The organism is Stappia sp. 28M-7 (genome assembly GCF_014252955.1).
Classification (GTDB): domain Bacteria; phylum Pseudomonadota; class Alphaproteobacteria; order Rhizobiales; family Stappiaceae; genus Stappia.
On sequence record NZ_JACMIA010000004.1, the window covers coordinates 1 to 17,618 of the forward strand.

Genomic DNA, 17,618 nt, shown 5'->3' on the forward strand with positions numbered 1-17,618 from the left:
TCGGTGCCGATCTCGCGGAGTGCACAGATCTGGAAGACGTTGGGATTGTCCCAGCCCTCCTTCAGCGCCGAGTGGGAGAAGATGAACTTGAGCTTGGTCTCGAAGCCGAGCAGTTTCTCCTTTTCCTTCATGATCAGGTTGTAGGCGCGCTCGGCATTATCGCGGTTCGTCTGGTTGTTCTCCGCCGTGTCTGTCCACTTGCCCTTCTTGTCGATCGAGAAGTATCCGTCGTGGACCTCCTCGGCTTCGGATGAGACATCCACTTCCGCGAAGAGGCTGGAAAATTCCGGCAGTTTGGCCGCGCGCCGATATTCCTCCTCGAACATCGTTGCGTATTTGCCTTTGATCTGGTTCCCGTCCTCGTCGTAGGAACGGTAGTGCTCGACTGCATCGATGAAAAACAGGCTCAGTACCTTGATGCCGAGTGGCGCGAGGCGTTTTTCCTTTTCCAGGTGCTCATGAATGGTGCGGCGGATCATCAAGCGCTTGATGGCGTCCGGATCGACATCGCCAATGGCCTGTCCGACAGCCAGGAAGGTTTCGGAACCTGGCGTCTTGATCTCCAGCAGGGAGTCGCCGCCCGCCACGCGGATCTCGCCAATCCGGCAGTTCTGATAAACGGCGCGGCCGGTGATCTCCTCCAGATCGTCGCCGTCCTGAACCGTGACTTCCTTTCGGCGTACCTGCTTGCCCTGCTGTACGTCGACTTCCACACGCGCGGTGACGGCGCCGCGGGCATTGCTGGCGGACAGGAAGCGGACATAGGCCTTGTTGTGACCGCCTTCGACTTCCAGCGAGGCAACCTCGATCTGCTTCACCAGCTTGCGCTCGTAGGCGTCCACCGCATCGAGGCGGTAGACCATGTGGTGCTTGTCCACATGGGTCGCCGAGTAGCGCAGCGTACCAAGCGGGTTCATAGCGTCGAGCGCCTGTTTGCCGCGCCCTTCCAGGCCGCCGTCGACGCTTTGCGGCTCATCCACGATGATGATCGGCCGGGTGGCGCGGATCAGGTCGATGGGCGCCTCACCGCCGGTCTTCTCGCTGTCCTTGTAGAGATTGTTGACATCCTTCTTGTTTATGGCGCCGACGGTTACCACCATGATCTGGATGTTCGGGCTCGTCGCGAAATTCCGAACCTGCCCGAGCTTGCTGGAATCATAGAGGAAATAGTCAAAAGGTTGGCCGGAATAGAGACCGCGGAAATGCTCTTCCGTGATCTGCAGCGTCTTGTAGACGCCCTCCTTGATCGCCACCGAGGGGACGACGATCACGAACTTGGTGAAGCCGTAGCGCTTGTTGAGCTCGAAGATCGTGCGAAGATAGACATAGGTCTTGCCGGTGCCGGTCTCCATCTCCACCGTGAAATCGCCTGACGTCAGACCGGCAGAGGGAGGCAGACCATTGCGAAGCTGAATGTCCTTCAGATTGTCGATGATCTCGTCGTCCAGCAGCGTCAGCCGGTTGCCGATGCCGAGTTCGTTTTCCACGAGGCCGAGTTCGCCCTGATCGCCACCATCCGGGCGGCGGGTGACGGTGAATTCGGTGCGGTTGATCTCCTGCCCACGGAACAGGTCGGCGACGGCTTCGATGGCAGCATGCTGGTAGTCGAGATTGGGTTCAAAATGCAGCTTCATGCGCACCCCCGTCAATTAGGCGCATGTTCATGGCGTGACGGGTTCGATCAGGGTCTTCCTGTGTCGCAACCGCCTCCAACAGCGCAATGTAGTCCTCGGGAATGCGATGCTCTCTCGCCCCGGCCACGACCAATGCCCGATACCAGGAATATGGCCTCAGCGAATGATCGATATCGGTCGCTTGATACGCCTTGGCTGCAATCGGGGTACCGTCGCAGAGCACCTCGATGTCGATCTCCGCGTAGCCGTGTCCCAAACCTTCGGCACGGTCGAGATTCCGCTTTTCGTATTCGGCAATCCGGTAGAGCACACCGAGAACACGGGCTTCGGGGGATGTGGCCGGAACAATGTCGCACTTTCCCGAACCGTCTCTGCTCCGTTTATGCCAACGGAGCTCGTAACCCTTCAGCTTGGCGACGCCCACTAGCGTGGCTGACGGGCACCTTTCACGGAGCCGCGTAGTCGGCATGTTCGAACCATAGGCGAAGGTCGTGAATGAGCCTCCAGACATCACAGGCTCCTCACGTCGTCGATGCCGTTCTGGTCAAGGATCGCCGCCATGTTCGTCTTCGCGACGTCGTCGGCGAAGCCTGAATCCTTGAAAACGACGCGAGTATCGACGGCGGGTGCAAGCTCCTTGTGCCAGGCGACAATCCCGTTCGCCAGTTCCTCCACCGTGTCGCGGCTGATGCTGTCGGCCAGGCAGACCATCAAGGCGCCGGCGCCGATGGAATGGACGGCTTTGCCTGCAATCTCGCGCTTCTCAATCGGCACGCAAAGATCGAGGCCAAGCTTCAGCAGTAGCTCATAGAGTACGTCTTGTTCGGTCCGACCCGGCACCAAATGCTCGGAATGCTGCAATAGTGTCCCTTCGAGGTCGCTCATATCCGGTTCCCAGGCGCGGATATTCGATTGTGCAAGCTTGTAAACCCGAAAACCAACATCCCCCTTGTAGTTGGGATTATCTGCCTGAACTTCTCTTGCAGCGCGACGTAAACGCTCTTTGGTCAACTCCGCAATATTCCGAGGCTTATCCAATCGGTCACAGAAATCGGCCGCTACTTTCTGTTCCCTATTGGTGGGATCAAGTGGCTCCGGCAATTGCACAAGAATATAGCGTCGACGTAGTTCATCGGCAGCGGATTGCTTGATCAGCGCATGACCTGTTGTTCCCGACCCCGCAAAGAAATCAAGAACTATATCCCCGTCAGTGGCAACTTGCTCAATGAGGCTCGCGATCAGCCCAGTTGGCTTGGGAAATGGAAACAGGTCGGCATCGAACAGCGAGCGAATTTCCTGCGTTCCATCAGCGGTATGGACGCCGTCAATTATTGATCGAAATGCAATAAATTCAGACCGCATCTCGTTTCGAAATTTCTTTTCACGAGGTCTTCCATCATCATTTCGAGGAAACAGAATCCGCCCCTCGGAAATTAGTTCAGCCATCTTTTCCTTTGAATACCGCCATCCTGTTGACGGATTGGGTGGGAATATGCGGCCTGTACCCGGTTCGACAATATCATAGTGAAGATTTGGCCGCTGTTCGCGGGTCGCAAGTCCGAGAATACTGCGGCTCATCCAGTCGCCACGCGGATCTTCGTCTGGATTAGAAAATTTGGATTCGTCTCTCCCTACACCTCTCAGGGAAAAGCCATCGTTTCTGGCATACGCTATGATGTACTCGTGATCCGTCGATACGTTTGTTTTGGCCCTGGCGTCCGTGAACTGGCGCGCCTTCCAAACAAACTGAGCAATAAAATTTTCCTCACCAAATATGTCATTCATCATTGCGCGTAGATTAGCGGACTCAGTGTCATCACATGAGACCAATACTACGCCGCTGTGGTGAAGGAGATTCCTGGCTGCCTTCAGACGGGGGTACATCATATTTAGCCAATCGGTGTGAAATCGGCCTGATGCGTCCGTGTTGGAACTCGTTTTTCTGCCGTTCTCGGCCTGCCCGGTCAGAGCTAAATAGTTTTTGATGCTGTCGCGAAAATCGTCCGGGTAAACGAAATCCTTCCCCGTGTTATAGGGAGGGTCGATGTAGATCAGCTTGACCTTGCTCGCGTAGCTCTTCTGCAAAAGCTTCAGGACTTCGAGGTTGTCGCCCTCGATCATGAGGTTCTGCGTCGTATCCCAGTCGACGCTGTCCTCCGGGTAGGGGAGAAGCGTGCCGGCGGAGGGTGTCAGCGCAATCTGCCGTGAGCGCCGTTTGCCATGCCAGTTGAGGCCATACTTTTCGGAGCTCTCATCGACCGCGCCGCCCAAAAGCTGCTTCAGCACGTCGAAGTCGATCCGACCTTCCGTGAACGCCTCCGGAAACAGCGCACTCAGCGCCTCGATATTCTCTGCCACGATATCGGCGCTCTTGGTATCAGGATCGTCCAGGTTCAGCTTTTCCATGTGTCGGCTTCCAGCGGCTTATTGTTTAAATGTTTGTCGGTTCGCTCTGATCAGTGGTTGCGGCGGTCGTGATCTGGTCAATAATGGAGGGACGGCTCCACCGCTCCTTCCGCAGTTCTTCAATTCTGGCCTTCTCGTCTTCCAGAGTCTTGATAGGATCCCAATCCCCGAATTCTTGACTTGGGATTCCGTAGGTTTGCCGGAGCTTTCTTCCGAGCGCGACAGCTTCCAGTCCCAAGCATGCGTATCGATACTGACGCTCTTCGAACACCTCTTCGTAATCCGGAGGAAACGAATGTTCGCCGACCCCTGCGATGACACGATTGTCTGCCTCGATCCGGCTTGGAAGCACCAGAATTCGGTACATCAGACCGTGATTAATGCTTCGCCAGTCAACATCGTCTGGTAACGGCAGGCCTGTGGGCAGTGCAACCTGTGCTTCAAGGTAGCCTTCGGCGTTTCTCTGCCCGCAGCACATCCCATCATCGCCAACCACAGCGGCGCATTGTTCCAAAAACTCATCGAGAATGCAGACAACACGGATTGCCAGATAGCGGGCCTTCCCCGTGTTGATCCACCGCTCTCGAAACCAAGGCAACACCGTGCCGACAATGACGCCCAAAAAGCCTGATCCGGCAGATATCAGTCCAACGATGATTGCTTCGTTCATTTGCACCGTTTTCCGCCTCACATTTCCTTCAAAGCTTTTTGGGCGTCAGCTTCGAGCCGGTGGATTTCCACATTGAGTTCCACGCGCCGGTTCATCTGCTTCTCGCGAGCGGCCTTGGCTCGCAGCAGTGCCGCCTCGCGCATCAGTTTTTCATGGGCTTCGAGCGCCGCGCGACGGCGTTCCGCCACACGAACCTCATCTGAATACGCGTAGGCGCCGGTGAGACGCGCTGCCGCCAGGGATTCGATCCTTACGCGCCAGCCCTCATAGAGGGCGAACAGGTCACGGGAAGGCTGCTTGGCGATGGCAATGTTGATGAGGAATGCCTGCTCCACCGCGGTCGCCTGCAAAGGGTCGAAAATGCCTGTGCCGACGATTTCCTCGACAACGACCTTGCCGGCTTCATTCTGAGCGCGGCGCTTGTGCGCCACAGACACGGCCACGCCGTCTTCCAATCCGGCCACCAGCAGAACGGGATAGGGAATGGCCCGGTGGATCAATTCGACGAGGCGGGGAAGCTTCGCCTTCTGGCGGAAGGCGGCCGCAATAACGGCGATCTCCAGATAGTCCCGCGCCTCGTCCGCGAAGTGGCGGACCCCGATCGTGTTCGGTTTGAGAGCGCCGATCCACGAGATTTCCGCGATCCCGTCCTGAATAGCGCGCCGGTCGGCCGCGGTCGGGGCGCCCTGTTCGGCCAACATCTTCTTCGGCACGCGGGTATTCACCCTCGCGTCGGCAGGCAGGCCCAAGACATCGATGATGGCGGCAAGCCCCGGATTCGTCATGCGCCGTCCTCCCGGAGGACAACGAGAAAGGCGACAACCTCGAAATCGCTGCTGCCCGCGAATTCACCCTTGATGGCATGAGTGCCACCCGGCGAGAACAAGCTGGCGACGGCGCGCTCCTCCTGCTTACCGACGATGGCGGCAACCGCGCGCGAGAGGAGCTTCTGGTAAGGCTCCATGTCGCGGCCGAAGCGGGTCGCCTTGTCGAACCGATCGCAAGCCTCAACCTCCGGCGCGTCGCGACCGATGCAGAGCTTCTTCAGGTGGTCGAGAACCTGCTTGGCCTGCGTATGCGAGAGCAGCACATCCCCGTTCTCGCCGACATGGACGAGGTAATGGGGGTGGAGGGGATAGTTGGCGTCGGCGGCCTGGGCTGCGTCGCCCTCCGCGCGCAGGCAGAAGATGACGCCAGGCGGAATGGCGTTGTCTCCGTCGGCCTGGCTCGTGGTGACGGCGTAGCTTCCAGGAGGCAGGGCGTCGAGACGCGCCTTGTGTTCCCGCAGATATCCGGTGAGGTCGACGCGGAAGTCGTTCAGCGTCAGATCAGCGATGGAAACCCCGCTCGACAGGTCTTCGAGGTCGATGACCGCGTCCTGGAGCTGCTGTAATTGGGCGCGGCGATAGTCCAGATCGTTCATCTGGTTTCCGGCCTGGAACTCGATTACGTTCTCCTCGCCCGTGGCGGAAACGTCGAGCAAAACCATGCGGCCGCTCACCCGCGTCTCCAGATCGAGATACTCATCCAGCTCCATGTTCGGCCAGAAATTGACCAACTGGATGCGCTCGTTCGGTGAGCCGATGCGGTCGATGCGGCCGAAGCGCTGGATGATGCGCACCGGATTCCAGTGGATATCGTAGTTGACGAGATAGTCGCAGTCCTGGAGGTTCTGGCCTTCCGATATGCAATCGGTCGCGATGAGAAGGTCGATCTCTCCTTCGCCCGCCAATTCCTCCGGCCGCTCCTTCGAGCGCGGTGAAAACGCGCTGAGGATGCTGCTCATGTCGCTGCGCAAGCCGGGCAGCGTAGAGCGGTTCGCGCCTGCCCCGGTCACAACAGCGGCATGAACGTTGTGCGTTGCCTGCGCCCATGATGCAAGCGCGCGATATAGATAGTCCGCCGTATCCGCAAAGGCGGTGAACAGCAGGATCTTGCGATTATCCGAATTGACGGGAGCTTGGACCTTCTGCGCGATGATCTGCTTCACCGCCGCAAGTTTCGCGTCCCGATCCGCCGTCACCAGGCGCGCCGCCGTGCGCAAAGCCTCCAGCCGCTTACGGTCCTCCGTGAGATCCTGCCGCCAGCGGACCCGATCGACGTCCTGGAGCAACACCTTCACCTTGCGGCCCACGAGCAGCGTCTCGAAGGCCGGATCGTCTATGTCTATGTCGTCGATGGACGTTTCCTCTATCGCGCCCTCGTGTGCATCGATTTTCGCCAGCAGCGCGTCGACATCGGAAAGCTGGCGCTCAATTGTGAGCGCGAAAGCAACGACCGAACTTTCCATCCGCTTGAGGATGTTCACCCGCAGCAGGTGAATGAGGCTTTCTTCGCGGTCGAGCTGCCGGAAGATGCTTTCGCCTCCCTTCACCTTGGTGCTGTATTTCTCTTCATAGGCGGCGAGCTTGTGAGGCAGCACGTATCGCAGCGGTGCGTAGGCGCCGAGCGTCAGGCGGCGGATTTCGTTGTTGATCTCGCGGATCGGGCGGAATTCTCCAGCAAGATCGACATCGGCCTTGATGTTGACTGGGCGAAGGCGTTCGGGAAACTGCCCGGTTTCTTCCGTCCCGTAATACCGCTGCACATGCTTTCGGGAACGGGCGATGGTCAGCAGGTCGAGCAGCTTGAAGTAATCGAATCCCAGCATGTCCATCAGCCGGGAAGTCCGCCGTTCGGGTTCCGGCAGATCGAGCCAGCGATTGAACTGCGCCTGTGCCTTGCGGATCGTCGCCTCGATGCTCGGGATGCCGAGCCCGTGCAGCGCCCGATCGCTACCCTCGGTGACAAAGGCGATCTGGTTCTTCAGGTCGGCCAGCCTGTTGTTGACGGGCGTCGCCGACAGCATCAGAACCTTGGTCTTGACACCCGCCCGGATGATCCACTGCATCAGACGGTCGTACCGGCTGTCTCGCTCCTTATGGGTTGGTTTGTTTCGGAAGTTGTGGGACTCGTCGATGACGATGAGGTCGTAATTGCCCCAATTCACATGCGAGAGGTCGATATCGCCCGACATGCCGCCATCACGCGACAGGTCGGTGTGGTTCAGGACATCATAGTTGAAGCGGTCGGCGGACAGTATGTTGCGGCGATCGTTTGCCTTGTAGAGCGTCCAGTTGTCCCGCAGTCTCTTAGGGCATAGAACCAGAACACGGTCGTTCCGAAGTTCGTAGTATTTGATGACCGCCAGTGCCTCGAAGGTTTTACCCAAGCCTACGCTATCGGCGATGATGCACCCACCGATGCGCTCAAGCTTGTCGATAGCTCCAATCACGCCATCCCGCTGGAAGCGGAAAAGCTTCTTCCAGACGACGGTGTCCCGGATGCCGGTTGCCGATTTGACGATACGCTCTTCATCGAGTTCATCGCCTAGATCCTTGAAGAGCTGATAGAGGGTTTGGAAATATACAAGAGACGGTGCCTTGTGATCGGCTATCTCGGACAACTGCTCGATCAGTGGGTTGGTGTGTTTCCGGTCGTTCAGGTTCTGCCAGATCGAGTCGAACCATCTGCCCAAGGCGTCGACAGTGCTTGCTTCTTCGGCATATTGCGTCAGGCCAAGTGCATCTCCGGGCGCGAAGCCCAGGCCTTCACTGGAAAACGAACACGCCCCGACAAGAGCACAATTCGTTCCGCCCGCGTCGCCATTCACGACGATCATCGACTGAGGCAGCGCCTTCGAAGCAAAGCGAGCATGCGCTTTCCTCTCCAGCCATTGCATGCAGGACCGAGCCAGCCAGCGCGCCTGGAGCTGATTTCTCAAGGCTCGATCTGAGGCCGAGCCAAGCAGTTGAAGGTCCTGCTTCGCTGGATCCGGCAGGACGATCCGGCAATCGCCCACGCCCTCCAAAGCTGTTCGCAATTCGGAGTACGCGAAAAGGGAGAAGTTCGACGACGCCATGCTGATCGCCGCGCCACGCTTGAGCAACGGAGCGAGCGTATCAATCGCGCGGTCGGCGCCAGCATTCTGAATGATCCGCATCAGCCTTCACCCACCGTTGGCGCGCTGTTTGACAACGGATGAAGCGGAGAAAGCAGCACGATTTGCTGATCTTGCGGACGTCGGGCGGCGGGATCTGTGTCCAAGCCAAGCCGTTTCAGCGTGTAGTACAAAAAGGCGCGGCGGACCTTGATCTTCGTCTTGCCGCCGCGCATTCCGTAGTCGAGCGCGATCACCTTCTGTTGCGTTTCGGACAGTTCCGGGTGAGGGCCGATTTCGAGCGTTACATGTTGATACCAGTCGGCGTCGGTTGCCAGATCGCATGTGCTCGGGCGCGTGCCCCGTACCTCCATGATCCGCGACAATACGAAGTCCTTGAACGACTGGTCGATCTCGCAGAAGGCGCGGGCATGCCAGCGAAAGCCGTCGAAGCCAATGGCGTGTGGGGCGATCCACCGCCATTGGGGCGCGGGGCGAGACAGTGACTGATATTTGATCTCGATAGACTCGGTACGGCGAATTGCAGACACCACGGCGCGCAACGTTCGGGCGTTCACACCACGTGCCGGTGTCGGTGCAGCGTCGAAGTCGGGAATCTGGCCAATCCAGGCGTCGGACCGGTCGACGATGCCATCAGCGACCGAGCGAAGTTGAGAAAGGTAGCGGCTGGCGTCCGGCTTCAAGAAGCACGGTGCAAAATCGGAACCGCGCACATAGGTACGTGCGCTCTTGTCGTAGGCCATGTTGGCGGGGGCAAGCCCGAGATAGCGGTTTAGATCCGTCGAGGCCTGCTGCACCGAAATCCCGAACATCTCCATCAGGTCGCCGCGATTCACGTGACCCTCCCAGAACAGTCGGAATTCGATGAACTCAAGCCGGCGTTCGACGCCCCACCTGAGATCATTTCCCTTAAGTTGATTTTGGCCTTCGCCCACCAATCGCCTCTCACAGTCTGAGTGTCTATCTACTAGACCAGACTAGTTTATAGACATGCGCGCTATGGTGCTCAAGGCGTTTATTCAATTTCGATTGAAACGATAGAGGAGCGACCCGCCATCGCGCGTGACCTCCGATGGCATCTCGCCAGGGAGGTCCGGTGCCTTCGCGTGCTGTCCCGGGGCGCGGCTCCGAGGGGACGATCACAGGGGCGAACCGCAGCTCTCCGGCCCGGAAAGGCATAATATAGCTGAGCCGCAAACGACTCGGACCTATTCGCTCCGCGCCGCGTCGAGCAAATGCCGGTAACCGTACTCGGTCATCCAACGGGCGCGCTTCAGATGCGCCTCCCAGCAGCGGCGGGCGCAGTCGGGTTCCGCGTCTGGATCGCGATCCAGGACAATGCGGGCGACCTCGCGCCAGTCGGCGCCCTCGGCCTCGGCGTCCAGCAGGCGCAGATAGGTGATGAAATGGTCCTCGTCATAGGACGTGATTTCGTCCGCCCACGGCACCTCGTCGGCGATCTCGGGATCGAGTTTGGCCATGCACCCGTCCTCCATGCCGTGCGCATCCATGGCACCTGTTCGGGGCCGCCTCCGGGCGTCGGGTGCGCGGCGCTGCTCCACCCATCATAATACGGAATGGCGCCGGAGGCCTGCGGGCATATGTCGGTTAACGTCTCCGGTCAGGCGCAATCTCTGCGGAACAGCGAAGGCGTCGTCCCCGTCATCTTGCGGAACACGTCCGTGAAATGGCTGTGGCTGGAAAAGCCAAGGGCAAGCGCGATCTCCGTGATCGACGCACGGTCCGACAGCAGCATCTCCTTCGCCTTCTGAATCCGCCGCTCTTTGATGTAGCGGCAGGGCGACTTGCCGAACGTTGCCTTGAAGGCCTTGCCGAAATGATGCGGGCTGAGTCCCGCTTCCGCGGCGAGTGCGGCAAGTCCGATATCTTCGTCCAGATGCGCCTCGATGAAATCGACGATCCGCCGCCGGCGCGAGGCGCCGAGACCGCCCCGGATCGACGGCGGTGGCTTGCCGTTTTCGCCATAGGTCTCGAACAAGCGCAGGGCGAGCGACGTGCCGACGAGGTCCAGGCACAGCCCGCCGCAGCGGCTATTATCGTTCAAGCTGCGCCTGAGGCAGGCTATCAGCTCCTCGACCGCCGGGTCGCGGAGCGCCGCTCTACCTCTGATCTCGGGCACGCGCCCGTCGAAAGCGTTGCCGATTGTGCGTTCGATGAAGCTATTTTCCATGGCAATGACGAAGGACTGCTTGTCGGCCGTCCAGCCGACATGGGCGGCCCGATTGGCCGGGCTCAGATGAAAGTGCCCCGCAGCGACCGGATATTTCTCGGTCCGACGGCTGTCAGGCAAACGGCAGATGAGATCCAGCGGTTCGCTTTCATGCATGAAGAGGGCGAACTGTGCCGTGACGATCTGTGTCCCGGGATTGATCGGGATATCGCATCGGCTGACGACAATGCCGTTGCGGGCGATACGCCGCGTGACGGACAGTACCGGGGACGCAATTTCCGACGTGAAATCGACCAAAGTGGTTTCGGCCATGACGCAATCTCCATCGCCTGAAAATTGATGTCTCGGCCGATAGCGGGTTGCCGGCCTTTAACAAGTTCCATTCCCGGTAGAGTGTGTGTTTCAAAATAGATGATCCTGTGACAACTTTGTGATGAGGGCGGCGCAACTGTGGCAATCTCGGGTTTCGTTTTCTCTGCCCGAGTTCATTTGTACTTTAATAAAATTCCGTAGTTTGCAGGTCTAGCCAGGTCTGACGTTGCGAATATTGTAACGATTTCCTGAAAGACGCCGCGAAAACACGGAAGCCAACCCGTGTCTCAACTATCGATAGTAATCGATGTCGGCGGCGCCCTCCCGCCAGTGACATCGACCTGGCAGGAGGCGGCTTGTCCCAGGTGCTGTGCGACGGATCGTCAAATGGCCGCGCCGCGTCCGCTACGGCCGGATGGCCTCATGGGAGGAGACAAGCCCCATGTCCAAGGAGAAGACCGTCCCCGGCATAAGTCCGCGCGCCGACTGGCGCGATCCCGAAAGTTACAAACCCCTCATCGACCTGGACCGGGCCGGTTGGGCCTGGGAGTGGCTCAAGCGCAATCCCGACTTCGCCACGGCTGCCGGTGGGCTGCCACAGGTGTCGCCTCCACTCCGTCCGTCCGCTACCGAGCCCCGGCTGAAGGCCGCTCAGCCCCGAATCCTCCGTATCCAGAATCCGGGGCCGTTCGAACAATGGGGCGTATTCTTTCACCACTGGCGTTGCCCTGCCGGCTACGGACGTCTTTTGGCTGCCCGATCTCAATCCATCGGTGCTCGTCGTGGAAGCGCAGCCCATTGCACCCGGCCACACCGACGCCTTCGACATCCGATGCTTTGCGTCACTGGCGACTGTGTTGTGCTGCGGCGGATCCGAGCACGTGCTTTTCAGCGATGGCTTGCGCCATCTCCAACTGATGGTGACGGCAGGCAGTGTTCTCGATGGCCCGGTGTGCTTCCGCTACCTGCTGTCGGGTCTCCGGCACACGGAGGCGAAGGTTCCGGCGCTGCAACGGCTGTGCGGGCTTTGCCGCCTCGGCCGTCTGCCGCGCGGCCTCTTTCCGCCGGAGCGCCGGGCCAAGCGCTGGGCGATGATGCTGCGCGCCTGGGACGGAGAAATAGCGGGCGCAAGCCGGCGGCAGGTGGCGGCGGCGATCTTCGGGGAGACGGCGGCGCACGAGCTCTGGGAGTCCGGTTACCGCTCCCGCATGCAGCGGCTCGTCCGCGAGGCCGAGGAGATGATCAGCGGCGGCTACCTGAGACTTCTGGGGCGGGCGGCAGAGGGAAAGGGAGGCTTCTGATGGATGAAGGGCTGAAGCCGGCAAAAGAGAGCCGGCCCGCCCGCAACCCGTGAGGAAACCTCCCATGTTCCAGTTCGTCCGCCTGTCCGCCGTCATCGGCATTGTATTTTTCGCCTGTCTGTCCTTCTGGCCCGCGCTCGACGAAGAGCATTCCGGCCCGGCCAATGTGATCGACGCCGACACAATCGAAGTGGGCGGTGAGAAGCATCGCCTCTACGGCGTCGATGCCGTGGAGATCGACCAGCGCTGCCGCCGTCGCGATAGCGCGACATGGCCTTGCGGCAAAGAGGCCGCCGCCGCGCTCACCAAATTTCTCGAAGGCCGAAAGGTCAATTGCGAAGTCTGGCAGGGAACGACGCGCGATGGCCATGGTCGGTTCGTATCTGTTTGCTACGCCGGTGGCGACGACATCAGTAGCTGGGTGGTGAAGAACGGCTGGGCCGTCGCCGATCGCGACGCCAATCGTCTCTACAACTACACAAGCGACGAGGGCACGGCCCGGTTTCTGCGCCGTGGCATTTGGGACGGAACCTTCGATCCGCCCGCCGAATGGCGGCGCCGGCAGCAGGCGGGAGACCGGCCATGAACGCGCTCTTCCCGGCGCCCGACATTCCCACCATCCGGCTGCGCGTGCTGTCGCTCGGCGCCGGCGTGCAGTCGACCACGCTTGCCCTGATGGCGGCCCATGGCGAGGTCGGGCCACTGCCCGATTGCGCGATCTTCTCCGACACCTGCTGGGAGCCGCGAGCGGTCTATGAACATCTCGCCTGGCTGAGGTCGCCGAACGTGCTGCCCTTCCCCGTGTATGTCGTCTCGGATGGCGATATCCGCGAGGGGCTGATCCGCGGCGCGCGGGGCGAGCGCTGGGCGTCGATCCCGGCCTTCACTAAAACGAAATCCGGCAAGGTCGGCATGATCCGCCGCCAGTGCACCAAGGAGCTGAAGATCGCGCCGATCCGCCGCAAGGTGCGGGAGCTGGCCGGCATTGCCAGCAAGCGCTCGCCCAAGCACCCGATCGTCGAGCAATGGATCGGGATCAGCTTCGATGAAGTGATCCGGATGAAGCCGTCCTTCGAAGCGTGGCAGGTCAATCGCTTTCCCTTGATCGAAAAGGGCATGACCCGCCGCCACTGTCTGCGCTGGCTGGAGAAGCACGGCTATCCCACACCGCCGAAAAGCGCCTGCATCGGCTGCCCTTTCCACAGTGACGGCGCCTGGAGGCGAATGCGCGATGAGGATCCCGATGCCTGGGCCGATGCCGTTGCTATCGACGGGTTGATCCGCTCGGGTTTCCGCGGCTTGTGCGGCGAGGTGTTCCTGCATCGCTCCTGCGTGCCGCTCGATGAGGCTGACCTCGACACGCTGGAGGACAAGGGCCAACTCGACCTCTTCGCCAATGAGTGCGAGGGGATGTGCGGGGTGTAGCGCATTTCTCTTGGGCATCGGTCTGGCCGCTCTCGCGTTCGAGGGCGGCCCTTCCCCGCTGACGGGTTTCGAGGCGCGGAACGGTTCCGGGCCGCCCGTCGCGGGAGAACATCGATGCACGATCGCGATTACAGTGCCGACATCGCCAAGGCCCTCGCCACGTTGGGCGGCCATCTGACGATCGGCCGCGGAGGGTTCAGTCTGCACTACCTGAATGAGTATGGCGGCCAGAGCAGCCTGTCCGGCTACGATTGCAACACCGTGAAACAGCAGGCCATCGCCGCCGGACTTCCGGTGATCGACAGCCGCTGTGTCGACTTCGACAAGGTGGCCAGGCTCGCCATCTCCGGGCCGATGATCTGTGTTGGCGGTGCGCCCGACCCTGAGCCATGGGGCGAGTTCTCCTATGCCCCGCTGGCCGTAGTTGCCCGCGCCTACGCCGCAGCCGGGGCGGAGGTCTACAACCTCGACCTGGAGGAAGCCGCGGGGGCGGCGGCCTGAAGAGGGAGAGGGAAGTGGGTGTCTTCGTGACGAGCCTGGTTGGGGAAAGAGGGCTTTCTCCGGCTCGTCACGGAGAACCTGACATGACAAAGGCGAAAATTGAGAAGATTACGCTGTCCCAGGCGCGGGACATTCCATTCGACAGGCTGGCGCTTTCGAGCCGCAACGTCCGGCGGGTGCGGGCCGGTGTATCGATCGAGGAACTGGCCGAGGACATCGCCCGGCGCACGCTGTTGCAGTCCCTGAGCGTGCGGGCGGTGATCGACGAAGACGGTCAGCCCACCGACAGATACGAGGTGCAGGCCGGCGGCCGCCGTTACCGGGCGCTGGAGCTGCTGGTCAAGCAGAAGCGGCTGGCGAAGAATGCCCCGATCCCCTGCATCGTGCGGGAGGACGGCATTCTGGAAGAGGATTCGCTGGCCGAAAACTGCCAGCGCGTTTCACTCCACCCGGTGGATCAATTCCGTGCCTTCCAGTCGCTGAAGGAACAGGGAGTGGGCGAGGAGGAGATCGCCGCCCGCTTCTTCGTGACGCCGCAGATCGTCAAGCAGCGGCTGAAGCTCGCCAGCGTGTCGCCCAAGCTGCTGGAAGTCTATGCCGATGACGGCATGTCGCTGGAGCAACTGATGGCCTTCACGATTTCGGACGACCATGCCCGGCAGGAACAGGTCTGGGAGACCGTGCAGCGCGGCTACAACAAGGAGCCCTATTTCATCCGCAAGCTGCTGACGGAAAACACCGTCCGCGCCACCGACAAGCGTGCCCGCTTCGTCGGGCTCGCGGCCTATGAGGAAGCTGGCGGCATCGTGCTCCGCGACCTGTTCTCGCAGAATGACGAAGGCTGGCTCCAGGATGTGGCGCTGCTGGAGAAGCTTGTCACCGAGAAGCTCGCGGCCGAGGCCGAGGCAATCAAGGCCGAGGGCTGGAACTGGATCGAGGTCGCTTCGGACTTCCCCTATGGCCACACTGCCGGCCTGCGCCGCGTCATGGGCGAAACGGAGACGCTGTCCGACGAGGAGCACACCCGCCGCGAAGCCCTGCGGTCGGAGTTCGAGGAGATCGAACAGCGCTATTTCCAGGAAAGCGACGAGGATCTGCCCGAGGAGGTCGATCGGCGTCTCGCCGAGATCGAGGCGGCACTCGATGCCTTCGAGAACCGGCCCGTCATCTACGACGCGCAAGAGGTCGCCCGCGCCGGCGCATTCGTCAGTATTGATGGTGATGGCAAGCTGAAGGTCGAGCGCGGCTATCTCCGGCCCGAGGACGAGGCGCCGGCCGAAACGGGCAGCGATGGTCAGGACACGGATGCCTTCATCCGCGATCATGTCGAGATCGTCCATGTCGGCCGGAACGGCGAGACGGGTCAGGTCGATCCCGCCGCCGCGCTATCCGGCAATGGGGCGCAAGCTGACGATGCCGAAGCCGAGGAAGACGGTCTCAAGCCGCTGTCCGAGCGCCTGGTCATGGAACTGACGGCGCACCGGACGCTCGCCCTGCGGGACGCGCTGGCGAACGACCCGGACATCGCCTTCCTCGCCGCACTGCACGCCTTCGTTCTCCAGACCTTCTGGCGGTATCCGACGGCGAGTTGCCTGGAGATTCGCGCCGAAAGCCCGACGCCGACCGTTCAGGGGCCGGGGCTGAAGGAGAGCCAGTCGGCGAAGGTCATTGACGAGCGGCACGCCAATTGGGAGAAGCAGCTTCCCGACGAGCCGGAACTGCTCTGGGAGTTTCTCTGCGATTTCGACCACGACAGCCGCATGGCGCTCTTCGCCCATTGCGTCTCGCTCACCGTCAACGCGGTGCATGAGCCGTGGAACCGGACACAGGGACGCCGGCATCATGCTGACCAACTCGCCTGCGCGGTTTCGCTCGACATGACCGCGGCCGGGTGGAAGCCGACGGTGGAGAACTACCTCAATCGCGTGCCGAAGGCCCGCATCCTCGAGGCGGTCACCGAGGCCAAAGGCGCCGGCATGGCGGAGCTCATCGAAGGGCTGAAGAAGTCCGACATGGCCGAACAGGCCGAGCGGCTTCTGGCCGATACCGGCTGGCTGCCCGAGCCGCTGCGCACGCCCGGCGTCGAGACCGTAGTGGTCACGGGCGAACCGGGGTCCCCGGAGCCGGATGCCTCGCCCTCGGAGTCTTCCGCCGCCGCCGAACTTCCGGCATTCCTCACCGCTGCCGAATAAGCGGCTGTTCTCTCAAATCCATCCACTTAAGCCCGGTCCCCGTGCGGCGGAATGTCCGCGCGGGGCCGGGCTTCGCGTTTTTCTGGAGATCGAAATGCTGAAATCGACCAACCCTACCTACACCCCATGGGGCAAAGCCGACTATGAAAAGGTCTATGCCGAGGGCATCGTCTTCTACGGCACACCGTCGCATGGCGGCTTCAAGCTCGACCGCGAGCGAAACGCTAAGGTTCATCCTGCTCTGCGCGAGAGGGACGGATTTTACGAGGAGGATTGCGCCTGGGCGAAAGTCGCCTTTACCTTTCCCGAAGTCTTTTCCGAGAAGGACCGCGAAGCGGCGATCCGCACGCTGAAGGAATGGTATCCCGACGAATACAAGACCGTCGCAGGCGTTATCCTTGCCCCCGGCGAATCCCACGTCAAAGACGATCGGCTGTTCCTTGAACGCCACGCCAACGACTGGATCGTCATCAGCGCGATAAGGTCGGACCAGCATCCCGGCATGGTCGAGTGCATCGCCACAATAGGCGGCCGACGCGGGCATTGGGGCAAGCCCGATTCTACTGAGCGGCGCTATCTCGTGCCGGATGCCGAGTATGACCGGCGCGGCAAATTCGGCTTCGTCATCGATCCCACCCGCCACGCGCTCTATGACGGCCCATCCAGCTTCATCGCACGGAGGGCGGCGTCATGAAATTCATCGTCACCCTTCAGGCCACGGCCGAAATCGAGGAGCGCTGGGAAATTGAAGCCACGAGTACGGAAGAAGCGCAAGCCATCATCGATGATGGCCTGCTCCATGAGCACCGATTCATCCGTGACAAGGTTCTCGGCGAAGAACGCGACCGCGAGATTCTGTCAATCATCCCGGCGCCCTCGGAAGAAGAACCATGCTGCCAATGCCGGAACTGCAATTGGCATGGGTCAGTCGATAAGGCCGACCCCGTTCATGATATGTGGTCGCGTGTGCTGCCGGGCGAAATTATGCCGGCGGGCGATTGTCCCGACTGCGGCGCGCTCATTCATCTGGTTTCGGGAGCCTGACA

Annotated in this window: 16 protein-coding genes and 1 pseudogene; 8 read left to right on the top strand and 9 right to left on the bottom strand. The window is 60.8% G+C overall.

From position 1 onward, the window contains the following. From H7H34_RS22805 to H7H34_RS22845, 9 genes are all read right to left on the bottom strand, one after another. The coding region (locus tag H7H34_RS22805; protein ID WP_185926858.1) for a DEAD/DEAH box helicase family protein at positions 1-1,634 on the bottom strand (1,634 nt) is incomplete at its 3' end. Next, the gene (locus H7H34_RS22810; RefSeq protein ID WP_185926859.1) at positions 1,618-2,145 is read right to left on the bottom strand and encodes a gamma-glutamylcyclotransferase family protein; all 528 of its coding nucleotides are present in this window, start codon (positions 2,143-2,145) and stop codon (positions 1,618-1,620) included. The genes H7H34_RS22810 and H7H34_RS22805, both read right to left, overlap by 17 nt. Continuing rightward, positions 2,145-4,040: a site-specific DNA-methyltransferase gene (locus tag H7H34_RS22815; protein ID WP_185926860.1), complete on the bottom strand. Its 1,896-nt coding sequence runs from the start codon at positions 4,038-4,040 to the stop codon at positions 2,145-2,147. Before H7H34_RS22815 ends, H7H34_RS22810 begins: the two co-directional genes overlap by 1 nt. Before the next feature lie 25 nt (positions 4,041-4,065). Then, on the bottom strand, positions 4,066-4,710 hold the full coding sequence (locus tag H7H34_RS22820; protein ID WP_185926861.1) for a hypothetical protein: 645 nt from the start codon (positions 4,708-4,710) through the stop codon (positions 4,066-4,068). 17 nt (positions 4,711-4,727) lie between these two features. Beyond that, positions 4,728-5,495 (bottom strand): DUF4391 domain-containing protein, encoded by a 768-nt coding sequence (locus tag H7H34_RS22825; RefSeq protein WP_185926862.1) that lies wholly within the window; start codon positions 5,493-5,495, stop codon positions 4,728-4,730. Beyond that, positions 5,492-8,692 (bottom strand): helicase-related protein, encoded by a 3,201-nt coding sequence (locus H7H34_RS22830; protein WP_185926863.1) that lies wholly within the window; start codon positions 8,690-8,692, stop codon positions 5,492-5,494. The genes H7H34_RS22825 and H7H34_RS22830 overlap by 4 nt, the downstream gene beginning before the upstream one ends. After that, positions 8,692-9,585: a BrxR family helix-turn-helix transcriptional regulator gene (locus tag H7H34_RS22835; RefSeq protein ID WP_185926864.1), complete on the bottom strand. Its 894-nt coding sequence runs from the start codon at positions 9,583-9,585 to the stop codon at positions 8,692-8,694. The genes H7H34_RS22830 and H7H34_RS22835 overlap by 1 nt, the downstream gene beginning before the upstream one ends. 273 nt (positions 9,586-9,858) lie before the next feature. Continuing rightward, complete coding sequence (locus H7H34_RS22840) at positions 9,859-10,131, bottom strand: DNA -binding domain-containing protein (RefSeq protein WP_185926865.1); 273 nt, start codon at positions 10,129-10,131, stop codon at positions 9,859-9,861. A 140-nt stretch (positions 10,132-10,271) separates the two neighbouring features. Further along, a complete protein-coding gene (locus tag H7H34_RS22845; RefSeq protein WP_185926866.1) occupies positions 10,272-11,153 on the bottom strand; it encodes a helix-turn-helix domain-containing protein in 882 nt (293 codons plus the stop codon). Positions 11,154-11,595: 442 nt separating this feature from the next. Here H7H34_RS22845 and H7H34_RS23805 point away from each other — a divergent pair. The 8 genes and pseudogenes from H7H34_RS23805 to H7H34_RS22880 all read left to right on the top strand — a co-directional run. Beyond that, positions 11,596-11,742: pseudogene (locus H7H34_RS23805) on the top strand (transcriptional regulator domain-containing protein); the annotation flags it as partial. Between the two features lie 292 nt (positions 11,743-12,034). Next, positions 12,035-12,454, top strand: coding sequence for a DUF2285 domain-containing protein (locus H7H34_RS22850; protein WP_185926867.1), 420 nt, complete (start codon positions 12,035-12,037; stop codon positions 12,452-12,454). Between the two features lie 64 nt (positions 12,455-12,518). Next, entirely contained in the window at positions 12,519-13,040 is a 522-nt protein-coding gene (locus H7H34_RS22855) for a thermonuclease family protein (RefSeq protein ID WP_185926868.1), read from the top strand. Beyond that, entirely contained in the window at positions 13,037-13,879 is an 843-nt protein-coding gene (locus H7H34_RS22860; RefSeq protein WP_185926869.1) for a hypothetical protein, read from the top strand. Before H7H34_RS22855 ends, H7H34_RS22860 begins: the two co-directional genes overlap by 4 nt. 114 nt (positions 13,880-13,993) lie before the next feature. Then, complete coding sequence (locus tag H7H34_RS22865; RefSeq protein ID WP_185926870.1) at positions 13,994-14,380, top strand: hypothetical protein; 387 nt, start codon at positions 13,994-13,996, stop codon at positions 14,378-14,380. A gap of 83 nt (positions 14,381-14,463) precedes the next feature. Then, complete coding sequence (locus tag H7H34_RS22870; RefSeq protein WP_185926871.1) at positions 14,464-16,572, top strand: ParB/RepB/Spo0J family partition protein; 2,109 nt, start codon at positions 14,464-14,466, stop codon at positions 16,570-16,572. A 94-nt stretch (positions 16,573-16,666) separates the two neighbouring features. Next, positions 16,667-17,266 (top strand): DUF7007 domain-containing protein, encoded by a 600-nt coding sequence (locus tag H7H34_RS22875; protein ID WP_185926872.1) that lies wholly within the window; start codon positions 16,667-16,669, stop codon positions 17,264-17,266. Further along, positions 17,263-17,616, top strand: a complete 354-nt coding sequence (locus H7H34_RS22880) for a hypothetical protein (protein ID WP_185926873.1) — start codon at positions 17,263-17,265, stop codon at positions 17,614-17,616. Before H7H34_RS22875 ends, H7H34_RS22880 begins: the two co-directional genes overlap by 4 nt. Positions 17,617-17,618: the final 2 nt, after the last annotated feature.